This is a genomic window from Psychromicrobium ferritrahens, assembly GCF_043789415.1.
Lineage (GTDB): Bacteria > Actinomycetota > Actinomycetes > Actinomycetales > Micrococcaceae > Renibacterium.
The window spans coordinates 881,670-893,683 of the sequence record NZ_JBDLLW010000001.1; the positions used below are offsets into that span (position 1 = coordinate 881,670).

8 protein-coding genes are annotated in these 12,014 nt (G+C 57.2%); 2 read left to right on the forward strand and 6 right to left on the reverse strand.

What is annotated here, in order from left to right:
• Positions 1 to 3: 3 nt before the first annotated feature.
• From typA to ABDK06_RS04135, 5 genes are all read right to left on the reverse strand, one after another.
• Positions 4 to 1,929: a translational GTPase TypA gene (gene typA, locus ABDK06_RS04115; protein WP_394939191.1), complete on the reverse strand. Its 1,926-nt coding sequence runs from the start codon at positions 1,927 to 1,929 to the stop codon at positions 4 to 6.
• Positions 1,930 to 2,215: 286 nt separating this feature from the next.
• On the reverse strand, positions 2,216 to 3,943 hold the full coding sequence (locus tag ABDK06_RS04120; RefSeq protein ID WP_394939193.1) for a dipeptide ABC transporter ATP-binding protein: 1,728 nt from the start codon (positions 3,941 to 3,943) through the stop codon (positions 2,216 to 2,218).
• On the reverse strand, positions 3,940 to 4,896 hold the full coding sequence (locus ABDK06_RS04125; RefSeq protein WP_394939195.1) for an ABC transporter permease: 957 nt from the start codon (positions 4,894 to 4,896) through the stop codon (positions 3,940 to 3,942). The genes ABDK06_RS04120 and ABDK06_RS04125 overlap by 4 nt, the downstream gene beginning before the upstream one ends.
• The gene (locus ABDK06_RS04130) at positions 4,886 to 5,815 is read right to left on the reverse strand and encodes an ABC transporter permease (protein ID WP_394939197.1); all 930 of its coding nucleotides are present in this window, start codon (positions 5,813 to 5,815) and stop codon (positions 4,886 to 4,888) included. Before ABDK06_RS04130 ends, ABDK06_RS04125 begins: the two co-directional genes overlap by 11 nt.
• Positions 5,816 to 5,982: 167 nt before the next feature.
• Positions 5,983 to 7,662 (reverse strand): peptide ABC transporter substrate-binding protein, encoded by a 1,680-nt coding sequence (locus ABDK06_RS04135; protein ID WP_394939199.1) that lies wholly within the window; start codon positions 7,660 to 7,662, stop codon positions 5,983 to 5,985.
• A gap of 182 nt (positions 7,663 to 7,844) precedes the next feature.
• On the opposite strand from ABDK06_RS04135, the gene ABDK06_RS04140 reads away from it, so the two are divergent.
• Positions 7,845 to 8,435, forward strand: coding sequence for a PH domain-containing protein (locus ABDK06_RS04140; protein ID WP_394939201.1), 591 nt, complete (start codon positions 7,845 to 7,847; stop codon positions 8,433 to 8,435).
• Between the two features lie 53 nt (positions 8,436 to 8,488).
• Here ABDK06_RS04140 and ABDK06_RS04145 read toward each other — a convergent pair whose 3' ends face one another.
• A complete protein-coding gene (locus ABDK06_RS04145) occupies positions 8,489 to 10,267 on the reverse strand; it encodes an ABC transporter family substrate-binding protein (protein ID WP_394939203.1) in 1,779 nt (592 codons plus the stop codon).
• Between the two features lie 580 nt (positions 10,268 to 10,847).
• Here ABDK06_RS04145 and ABDK06_RS04150 point away from each other — a divergent pair.
• Complete coding sequence (locus ABDK06_RS04150; protein ID WP_394939205.1) at positions 10,848 to 11,942, forward strand: type I restriction endonuclease; 1,095 nt, start codon at positions 10,848 to 10,850, stop codon at positions 11,940 to 11,942.
• Positions 11,943 to 12,014: the final 72 nt, after the last annotated feature.

Sequence of the window (12,014 nt, forward strand, 5' to 3'; positions counted from 1 at the left end):
GGCTTAGGAGTTGCTCGCTGCCGAGGCGTGGTTACGTGCCCGGGCGGCCTTGACGCGGTCACCGGCGTTCAGGATCAATTTACGGATTCGAATCGATTCCGGGGTGACCTCGACGCACTCGTCTTCACGAGCGAATTCCAAGGATTCCTCAAGGGTCAGTACGCGCGGCGGCGTGAGGTTCTCGAAGCTGTCCGAAGAAGCGGCGCGCATATTGGTGAGCTGCTTTTCGCGAGTGATGTTGACATCCATATCGTCAGCACGAGAGTTCTCGCCGACGATCATGCCCTCGTAGACCTCAGAGGTGGGCTGCACGAAGAACGAGCCGCGCTCCTGCAGTTTGATCATCGCGAACGGTGTGACAACACCCGAGCGGTCGGCGATCAGTGATCCGTTGGTGCGGTATTCGATCGGTCCGGCCCACGGCTCGTAGCCTTCGGCGATCGAGGAGGCGATGCCGGCACCGCGGGTGTCGGTGAGGAACTTAGTGCGGAAACCGATCAAGCCACGGGCCGGGACGATGAATTCCATCCGGCACCAGCCGGTGCCGTGATTGGCCATATTGGTCATCCGGCCCTTGCGAGCGGCCATCAACTGGGTGACGGCACCGAGGTATTCTTCGGGGACGTCGATGGTCATGTGTTCCATCGGCTCATTGACCTTGCCGTCGATGGTCTTGGTGACCACCTGGGGCTTGCCGACGGTGAGCTCGAAGCCTTCGCGGCGCATCTGCTCGACCAGGATGGCGAGCGCGAGCTCACCACGGCCCTGGACCTCCCAGGCATCCGGACGGCTGGTCGGCAGCACGCGAAGCGAGACGTTACCGATCAGCTCTTTGTCCAGGCGATCCTTCACCTGACGCGCGGTGACCTTGGCACCCTTGACCTTACCGGCCAGCGGGGAGGTGTTGATGCCGATGGTCATTGAGATCGCCGGATCGTCAACCGTGATCAGCGGCAGCGGCTTCGGGTTCTCCAGATCGGTCAGCGTCTCGCCGATGGTGATGTCTTCGATACCGGCGACGGCGACGATCTCGCCGGGACCAGCGGATTCGGCGGGAACGCGTTCCAGGGCTTTGGTGGCCAGCAGCTCGGTGATCTTGACACTCTTCAGGCTGCCGTCGTGACGTGCCCAAGCGACGGTCTGCCCCTTGCGCAAGGTGCCGTTGAAGATGCGCAGCAGCGCGAGACGGCCCAGGAAGGGAGAAGCATCCAGGTTGGTCACGTGGGCCTGAAGCACTCCCTCGGGGTCATAAGTGGGAGCCGGGATGTGCTCCAGGATCGCCTTGAAGAGCGGTTCCAGGTTGTCGTTGTCCGGAGCGCTGCCGTTGGCGGGCTGGTCGAGCGAAGCGGCGCCGACCTTGGCGGCGGCGTAGACCACGGGCACGTTCAGCACGGCGTCCAGATCGAGATCGGGCACTTCGTCGGCTAGATCGCTGGCCAGGCCGAGCAGCAGGTCCATGGACTCGTGGACGACCTCGTCGATCCGGGCGTCCGGGCGGTCGGTCTTGTTCACCAGCAGGATCACCGGAAGCTTCGCGGCGAGCGCTTTACGCAGCACGAAACGGGTCTGCGGCAGCGGGCCTTCAGAGGCGTCCACCAAGAGTACGACGCCGTCCACCATGGACAGGCCGCGCTCCACCTCGCCGCCAAAGTCGGCGTGGCCAGGGGTGTCGATCACGTTGATGGTGACGGTCTCACCGTTGGACGAGGGACCGTTGTAAGCCACCGTGGTGTTCTTCGCCAGGATGGTGATGCCCTTTTCGCGTTCCAGGTCACCGGAATCCATCACCCGGTCGGCCACCACGCCGTGTTCGGCAAAGGAGTGAGTCTGCTTCAGCATCGCGTCCACAAGAGTGGTCTTGCCATGGTCAACGTGCGCGACGATGGCTACGTTGCGCAGGTCGCTGCGCGAGGCGGTGTTATTGGACATGCTTGAAGATCTCGTTTCCTGTTTCCAGTGGGTGCGTCCGGAGCGGACTCTAGTGCAGCTCAGGTAACGGCGCGACCGCGCGCCGGGCGGAGTACATCACTATTCTAGTCGCTTTGCGCGATGCGGCCTAAAAGGAGTGGGCGAACCAGCTAGGCAGCGGGTGGTTACTGAGCATCACCGGCTTTTGAAGACTGATAATGCCTCAGGCGGAGAAGCAGATTAAATGTTAGGGGTGTTGGGCTTTCCCTGGGAAAGCCCAACACCCCTAATCCATCATTCCTTAGAGCTACGAAGCCTCTGAGTGCAGTTCCAGATCGCGGCCTGGAATAGCGGCCAAGAGCTTCTTGGTGTACTCGGTCTGCGGATTCTCGAAGACCTCATCGGTCGTTCCGGTCTCCACGATCCGGCCTTTTTCCATCACACAGACGTTGTCGCCGATCTGACGCACCACCGCCAAGTCGTGGGTGATGAAGACATAAGTCAGGCCGAGTCGTGACTGCAGATCCGCGAGCAGGTTCAGCACCTGAGCCTGCACCAACACGTCAAGCGCGGAAACCGCCTCATCACAGATGATCACCTCGGGCTCAAGCGCGAGCGCCCGGGCAATGGCCACACGCTGACGCTGACCACCCGAGAGCTCGTTCGGGAACCGGCGCATCATGGAAGCCGGCAAAGCGACCTGTTCCAAGAGCTCCCGGACTCTGGCCTCACGAAACTTCTTGTCGCCCACCTTATGGACCCGAAGCGGTTCTTCAATGGTCCGATAGATGTTGTACATCGGATCCAAGGAACCGTACGGATCCTGAAAGATCGGCTGCACCCGACGCCGGAAATGGAACAGCTGTGAGCGGTCCAGCGCGGTCATATCCACGCCGTCGAAAATAATATTTCCCTTGGTGGGCTTCTCCAGGTTCAGCAGCATTTTGGCCACCGTGGACTTACCCGAGCCGGACTCCCCCACCACTGCCGTGGTGGTGCCCCGCTTGACGGAGAAGGACACATCGTCAACCGCACTGAACCCAACGCTGCGACCGAGTGCGCCCTGCCTCAACTGATAGACCTTGCTGAGGTTCTTCACCTCGATGATCTCGTCAGCGGCTTTGACCTGCTCGGCTGTGCTGGCCAAGAGATTATCGGCCTCTTCACCGGCTTCCTTGGCAACCTCAATGCGGCGTGAAGCCAAGGAAGGCGCCGAGGCAACCAATCGCTTCGTGTAGGGGTGCTGCGGGTTCTGCAGAAGCTCAAGCGCGGGGCCCGATTCGACTACCTGCCCCTTGTACATCACCACGACCTTCTCGGCCCGCTCAGCAGCAAGACCCAGATCGTGAGTGATCAACAGCACCGCGGTGCCCAGTTCCTTGGTCATCTTATCCAAGTGATCGAGGATCTGCCGCTGCACGGTGACGTCCAACGCTGAAGTCGGCTCGTCCGCGATGAGCAATCTGGGCTGGCAGGAGAGACCGATCGCGATCAGTGCACGCTGTCGCATACCACCGGAGAACTCGTGCGGGTATTGCGCGGCACGCCGTTCGGCGTCGGGCAGCCCTGCCTGGGAGAGTACCCGGGCGACGTCGGCCTTGGAAGACGGCAAACCATTGGCCTTGAGGGTCTCCCTGACCTGGAAACCGATCTTCCAGACCGGGTTGAGATTGGACATCGGATCCTGCGGAACCATGCCGATCGAATTGCCGCGCAGAGCCACGATTCGTTTGCTCCCGGCAGTGGCCAGGTCTTCGCCGTCGAACAGGATCTGTCCGTTGGTGACCGAGCCATTGCCCGCGAGCAATCCGATGGCGGCGAGCGCCGTGGTGGATTTGCCGGAACCCGACTCGCCCACAATCGCCACAGTCTGACCGGGCATCACCGTCAGGTTCGCACCACGTACCGCTTTTGACGGCCCGGTTGCGGTGTTGAAGGTGATGTCAAGATCACGGATATCCAGCAGCGGCACATCCTGGCCCTGGGTATCTTCTACGATCCGCACTTGCTGCGGATTCTGAGCTGCGTGACTCATCGCTTCCTCGCTTTCGGGTCCAGAGCATCCTTGACCGCATCGCCGAGCATGATGAAGCTCAGCACCGTGATGCACAGAGCGGCGGCGGGGTAGATCAACACCTCGGGATTAGTGCGTAAAACTTCTCGACCTGTGGAGATATCTTGTCCCCAGGCCATCACGCTTCCCGGAAGACCGATGCCCAGAAAGGACAACGTGGCTTCCGCGACGATGAAGGTGCCCAAGCTCACCGTGGCGACCACGATGATCGGCGCCAGGGCATTGGGAATGGCATGTTTGATCAGGCTGCCAAAGCGGGAAACACCCAGGGAAGTAGCGGCAGTGACGAAATCATTGTTCTTGACTTCGATCACCGCGCCTCGAGTGATTCTGGCGATATTGGGCCAGCCGAAAGTCACCAGAATAACAACCACGGCAAGAACGCCCGGATTTTCGCGGAAGTACGGCAGCTGGGCAACAACCAGTGCGCCCAGGACCAGCGGCAGGGCAAAGAAAATATCACCGAGTCGAGCGATGATCGCATCGAGCCAGCCACCGAAGTAACCGGCTAGAGCACCCAGGATGCCACCGATCAGAACCACGCCGATGGTCGAGAGGATGCCCACCGACACCGAAGCCCTGGTTCCATAGATCACCCGAGCATAGATATCGCAGCCCTGTTTGTTGTACCCCAGGATGTGGCCCGGGCTCGGCGGCTGCAAAGAGTTTCCTAGCTTGCAGGCGTCCAGAGCGGTGGGGTCCACAGGAGAGAAAAGCTGCGGAAAAAGCGAAACCAGGATGATCAGCAAAATCAATAAGCCAGAAATGATGAACAACGGCTTTTTACGCAGATTGCGCCAGGCCTCCAGCCATAAGCTGGCGGGGGCTGCATCACTCACCGCGCTATCGGTTGCCTGAAGCGGAGTCTCCTCTAGCGGCGCGACAAAATGTTCAATCTTTCTCTTATTTGACATATCGAATCCTCGGATCGAGCCAGGCGTAGAGCAGATCGACAAGGAGGTTGGCGATCACGAAGACCATCACCAGAACGCTGACGATTGCCACCACCGTCGCTCCCTCACCGCGATTCACGGCCTGAAAAAGTTTATTGCCGACGCCGGGAACGTTGAAGATTCCTTCGGTGACGATCGCCCCGCCCATCAGGTTCCCCAAATCCGCCCCGATGAAAGTGATTACCGGGATGAGCGAATTCCGCAGGATGTGAACTGTCACCACGCGAGGCCTGCTGAGGCCCTTCGCTGTAGCCGTGCGCACAAAATCGGCGTTCATCCCTTCAGCGACCGAGGCCCTGGTCAGACGCAGAATATAGGCGAAGGAACCCGCTGCCAGCACGATGGCCGGCAGCAGCAGAGAGTTGAAATCGGCTGTGACGCCGACCGTCGGTTTCACCCAGCCGAGTTTTACGCCGAAAACCAGCTGCAAGACAAAGCCGATGACAAAGGTGGGGACGGCGATCACGACCAAAGAGGCCACCAGCGCCGTGGCGTCGAAGATCTTTCCCTTACGGAGTCCGGCGAAGAGGCCGAAGATGATTCCGAAGAAGGATTCAATGACCAGAGCCATCACGGCAAGCTGCGCGGTCACCGGATAGATCGAGGCCAGGATGTCGGCGATCGGCCGACCGGTGAAGTCCACGCCGAGATTGAAAGTAACGACGTTCTTCAAGAACAGCAGATACTGAATGAAGAAAGGCTGATCGAGGTTGTATTGGGCTCGCAGCGCATTGATCACTGCTTCACTGGGCTGCCGCTCGCCAAAGAGACCACGGATAGGGTCACCTTGCAGGGCGAAGACTAAGTAGTAGACCAATAAGGTCGCACCAATGAACACCGGGATAATCTGCAGCAAACGTCGCAAAATATAGCGAAGCACTAGTCGAGCACCCCCTTCTGCGTCTGTCTTATTGTTTGCATCTTAATTCGTTTCTCCAGCAGTCATGCGAGTGGGGCCCGGTCNTAATCTGAACACCCTGAAGTACTAAGCGGTGGGGCCCGGTCCGCGGACCGGGCCCCACCGCTTAGTACTTCAGGGTGTTCAGATTAGCTCTTGACGATCTGGTTGTAGATGATCGCACCGCGCCAATCGAGATCGACGCCGCTGACCTTGGTGCCCCAAATCGCCTGCTGCTGGGTGTCCCAGAGCGGCAGGTTCGGCAGGTCCTTGTAGAGGATCGCCTCAGCTTCATTCCACTTCTTAGCGCTCTCATCGGCGGAACCAGCTTTCAGCCCATCCTGGAGCAACTGGTCAACCTGCGGGTTCGAGTACTTCTCGTAGTTGGAGGAAGCGCCGGTGGAGAACAGCGGGCTCAGCGTGTTGTAGATCGACGGGTAGTCAGACTGCCAGCCGGCGCGAACCAGGCCAGTCAGTTTCTGCTTCTGACGATCATCCAGCATGGCCGCGAACTTCGGGTAAGGCTTACCCTCAGCGTTGATCTTCAGATTGTTCTTCAACTGGTTGGCAACCGCGTCAACCCATTCCTTATTGCCGGCACCATCGGTGTTATAGGCAATAGTCAGTGGCTTGGAAGCATCCCACGGCTTGATCTTATCGGCCTGAGCCCACAGATCGGCGGCCTTGGCAGCATCGAACTTGAGGACGTCGGATCCCGCAATATTGGCATCGAAGCCAGGCAGCGTGCTGACCGTGAAGCCCTGTGCCGGGGAACGGGTACCGCTGAAGATGACCTTGCAGATTTCAGCGCGATCGATGGCGAGCGAGATGGCCTGACGGCGCAGCGTGCCTTCTTCACCGCTGAACCCGGGAACGTAGCTAGGCACGTTCAAGCTCGCGTTTGACGCGGAAGACTTGTTCAGATTGCGGTCCGGGAAATCGTTCTGGTAAGTGGTCAGGTTATTTCCAGGAACACCGTCCATCACGTCCAAGTTGCCGTTATCAGACTGAGCATCTGCGTAAGCGCCAGCGGTGTCGGTGTAGATCTTGAAGGTGATGCCACCGTTCTTGGCTTCGCGCGGGCCCTTGTAATCAGGGTTCTTCACCAAGGAGATGGACTTATCGTGCTGCCAGCCATCGGGGCCCATCTTGTAGGGGCCGTTGCCAACCGGCTTCTCACCGTAGGTCTTCGGATCCTTGATGGCAGCCGAGGGGATCGGATCGAAGGCCGAATAGCCGAGGCCCAGCTTGAAGTCCGAGTTCGGCGCAGTCAGTTTGACGGTGAAGGTGGAGTCGTCAACAACCTTCAGACCACTCATGGTCTGGGCCTTGGGAGCCGGCTTAGCCGCATCTCCCTCACCAGTGGTTGCGCTGACGTCATCATAGCCCTCGATAGGCGCGAAGAACGACGAGTTAGTCAGTGCATTGGTGCTCAAAGCGCTGAAGTTCCAGCTGTCCACGAAAGTCTTGGCGGTGACGTCTTCACCGTTGGTGAACTTGGTGCCGGTCTTGATCTTGATGGTGTAGGTCTGCTGATCCGAGCTATCGATGGATTCAGCGAGCTCATTCACCGGCTTGCCACTGGCGTCATAGCTGAGCAGGCCTTGGAAGAGCAACTCCACGACCCGGCCACCGAAAACTTCACCGGTGTTAGCGGGGATCAAAGACTTCTGCGGTTCGCCGCCAAAGGCTGAAACGATGGCTTCTGCGTTACCTGACGCGTTCGAGCCGGATGAAGACGTTCCCCCGCCCCCACCGCCACACGCGGTCAGAGCGAGTGCAGCGATGGCCGCAACGCCGATTGCTTTGGAAGTGCGCGAGAAACGCATTCCGCCTCCTAGGATTGTTGTGCGAGGTCCCGGGTTCCACCCGGCAATATTCCTGCGCGCGAAGGTGACGCACGCAACAAACACTGGGTACAGACTAATACCCGTGGCCCGCTAACGGTAATTTTGGGTATTTTCGTTAGCTAAAAGTTAGCTTCCAACAGGAAATCTGACAGCATGGACCCATGCCCATTGAGCATTTTCGTCCACGCAGCGCCAAAATTATGGCCATAGTGCTCTATGTGATCGCGGTGGCCGGGCTGCTCCTGGCATTTTTGAGTGGTTTTGCGGCCCGCGATCTAGTGCTCAGCCTGCCGGTACTCGCACTGGTCGCCTATAGCGGTTATTGGCTGTTCTGGTTCCCGGTGGTGACCGTGACCGACCAGGGGATCCTGGTGGTCAATCCGGTGAGAACCGCTTCAGTCCCCTGGCTTGCCTTACGCTCGCTGGGCACTAAATACTCCCTCACCCTGGTCACCGATTCAGGAAAGTACAGCGCTTGGGCTGCTCCTGCGCCGGGCGCGGCCAGCCGTAAAGATCCCGAGACACCTGCGGTGCTCGCGGTACGAGCGCGCTGGAAAGCTTTCGGCGAAACCGCCTCTTCGGCGTCCTCAAATCGAGCTTCGACGCCGGTACTGGGCACTTCGGCGCACCAGGACTCACCTCACCACGGCTTCAAAGCCGACAAAGTCAGCACTGAGGTCAACTGGTTACAGACCGGAATCGCTCTCGGCTTGGTCTTGGCGATCGTTCTTTGCGCCCTTTTCGTCAGATAGCTTCCTCGACAGGACCCACGAACGCCGGACCAACGGACGCCGGGCCAATTCGGTTATGCGCGAGCGGCCCAGTCCCAGACGTTCCACCAGACTCCTAGCTGAGTCGGGTTGTATTTGATTCCGGTGACGTGCCTGCTGAAGACATTGAGTCCGATCCATTGGAAGAGCGGGAATCCATAGGCGTCGTCCCAGATCAGCTTGTCAATCTGGAGCTTCAGGTCTTCCTGCTGGGTCGCATCCGAAGTGGTGATCAAAGTCTTGGTCAGCTCGTCGACTTTGCTATCGCTGAATTGATTGAAATTCGTTTCACCGCCGGTTTTGAAGATCTGCGGCACATCGCTCACGCCAATTCCCGGATTACTCCAGCCGAAGATGGCGGCGTCGTAAGAATCTCCGCCGAGCGCCTTGGACCAACCGTCCCCTGGCAGGCTGGCGTCAAGCACTTCGAAACCGGCCTGCGCAGCAGAGCTGGCAATAATCCTGAAAATGTCATACCTGCTCGGATTATTTCGGTCGAAAAGGATCCTGACTTTCGGTTTCGCTCCGTTTAGGAGTTTTTTGGCTCCCGCAATATCGGGCACCTGAAACTGGGCAGATCCATTATTCGCCGCTGAATCCTGGTATTTAGCGTGAGCTGGCACGAATAGCTGAGAATCAAGCGGCTTCGCCTCCGGATCCAATTGCTTGATGAATTTATTGACGATGTCCTGACGTGGCACGGTTTTCAAGAAGGCCAGCCTGGTGTTCTTATTCGCGAACACACCGGTGAAGTCGAGATCAAGGTGTTCGTAGGAAAGCTGTTCACCCTTGACCATCGAGACTCCGCTGCCTGTCATCGAGTCAATCTGGTTAATCACCTCAGCGGAGGCCGCGGGCACCACAATATCCGCTTGCCCCTCCTTCAGAGCTTCCACTTGAGCCGAGGCATCGGGCATATACCGGATGTTGATCTGATCGAGATGCACCGCCGGTCCCCAGCTGTAGTCACGGTTCTTCACCAAGGTCATGGACTGATCAGATCCGATGGATTTGACCACATATGGACCGTTGGAAAGGAACAGGGAAGTGTCCGTCGGCAAGGTCTGAGCATCGAATCCGGTATTCCAGAAATCGGCAACCTTTTTCAGTTGAGGATTGACCGGGGCGGGAGATTGTGGATTTCCTCGAGGAGTGTTCTTGAAAAGAGATGTCAAGGCTGCAGCATCTTTTAGCCCTACTTTTTGAGCCAGTGCATGAGAGGGCGCAGAAACCGTGGGAAACCCCAGGGCGGTCTGCCAATCCGCATAGGGTTGCGAGTATTTTAGCGTGATACTTTTCCCGTTATTGCCAATTTCGGGAAAGTCCGAGAGCGCTAGACCAGTGGTATCCCCCGCAAAGGTGAAATAGTTAGTGCCCTTGGCCGAGGCCTCATTCCGATCATTGAAATAACCGGAGGAGACCACCCATTCCAAAATGAGGTCATTGGCATCCACCGGAGCATCATCTGACCATTTGACGTCGTCGTTAATGGTGTACTTCACGGTCAAGGGAGAATCGGAAATCTTCTCTATTTTTCCGAATTTATCATTGAGCACCACGTTCAGGTTCTGGTCGAGGTAGCCGAATCCTGAATGGGTGGCATAAGAGACCTTGGAGTTGATGTCCAGATTGCCGTGCGCTGTGTTCGAATTGAAGCTGCTGAAGCTATTGGCTTCAGCGACAGTCACGGTTCCGCCCTGAAGCTCACTGATCTCGGGACTCTCTAGGTTGTTCGTACTCCCCTCGCAACCGGTCAAAGCCATCGCGACAATCGTCGTCAGACCCAGCGCCTTAACGGCACGACCCACCCGCATTATGCCTCCTAGCTCGCGCTCAACGGCGCCCCCATCGCACCTCGCCAGAATCATTCAAGTTGCTGACCGCTCCGATGCGGCCAACGATATTAGCGAGGAACCCCTACTCCAAGATACCTGCCAGTGCGAAGGAGTAAAGCAGGAAGAACGCATCGAGTGTGCAGATCCACACGTTTTGAGGCTCTTTTAGGTGCAGATCTCCACACTCGAAGGGAGAGGAGTGCTCAGAACGGAAGGGGACTAGACGTTAAACCTGAACTGGACGACGTCGCCGTGGGCCAGAAACGCCAGAAGCGAAGACCAGCACCCGAGGTCACCTACAAAGCCTAAAGCTAGCACTTCAGACCCTCTAAGCCCCCGAGCAGAACAGTTTCTTCCTGGTTCATTTACTCTCTGTCAGCTACCTAATCAGCATGCCTCATCGAGTAGACCCCACTGACAATAAGACCAAACCATGATCTCATTTGTCATGAAGCTAGCATCTCCCGGCATGATATCTGAGGCACTAGTTAAGATGAGCAGCAATTTCACTATGGAATCGTGTTAGCGTCAAGGCACTATTCACACCTTAGGAGTGCAGATGGAATTCAATGAACGCCTTCGGGCACTTGGTACGAAAATCGGCAATCAGGCAGAGGCCATCGCGACAGAAGAAGCGACAAAGAATGCGTTCGTTATGCCGTTCATCTCATCCATCCTGGGCTATGACGTCTTTGATCCTCTAGAGGTCGTACCAGAGTTCACAGCTGACGTCGGCACAAAACGAGGGGAGAAAATCGACTACGCAGTGATGCGCGAAGGAGAAGTGCAAATCCTCATTGAATGTAAAACATCGAAGTCAGCACTCACCTTAGAGAATGCCTCGCAGCTGTACCGATACTTCGGAGTCACCAATGCCAGGATAGCCGCCCTTACGAACGGGATCATCTGGCAGTTCTACACCGATCTTGACGCGCCGAATCGAATGGACTCGAAACCATTCCTGGTACTCGATCTCAGCGACATCGACGAAATATTAATCCCCGAGATCCAAAAACTTAGCAAAGACGACTTCAACCTGGAGTCAATCATCAGCACTGCGGAAGAGCTGAAATATGTCGGTGCGCTTAAACGAGAGATCGCTGCGCAGTTCCGTGAACCTAGTGATGAGTTCGTAAGGTTTATTGCAACTCGCGTCTATGACGGTTTATTCACGCAGCGTGTTCGTGAACAATTTTCTGTGCTTGTCACGAAGGCCGCGAAGCAGTTTCTGACAGACCAAGTAAACGACCGGTTGAAAACCGCACTTGGCGCAGGAACCCAGGTGCCGTCCGCAGAATCCCCATCCGACGCTTCCGTAGATAGTGGAAGCGTTGCCGAACGCGATCTCGATCGAGATACTGAAATCGAAACAACTCTTGAGGAGCTCGAGGGTTACCAGATTGTCAAAGCCATCGCTTGTGCAGATGTCAAGCCTCAACGGATCACCCACCGGGACTCAAAGAGTTACTTCGCAATCCTGCTGGACGATAACAACAGGAAACCGATCGCTCGTCTTCATTTCAACTCTGCACGCCAAAAATATCTGGGGCTTCTGGATGAAGACAAGAATGAAACCAGACATCCCCTCAACTCGCTTGAAGAGATATATACCTTCGTTGAGGAAATCCGAGAGGCAGTACGCCGCTATCAGTAAATCTCTGTATGAAACGAGCGGGCCTTCGCACAGCAGCCAAGGCCTACTCGTTTCCTGGATAGCTATCGCCGC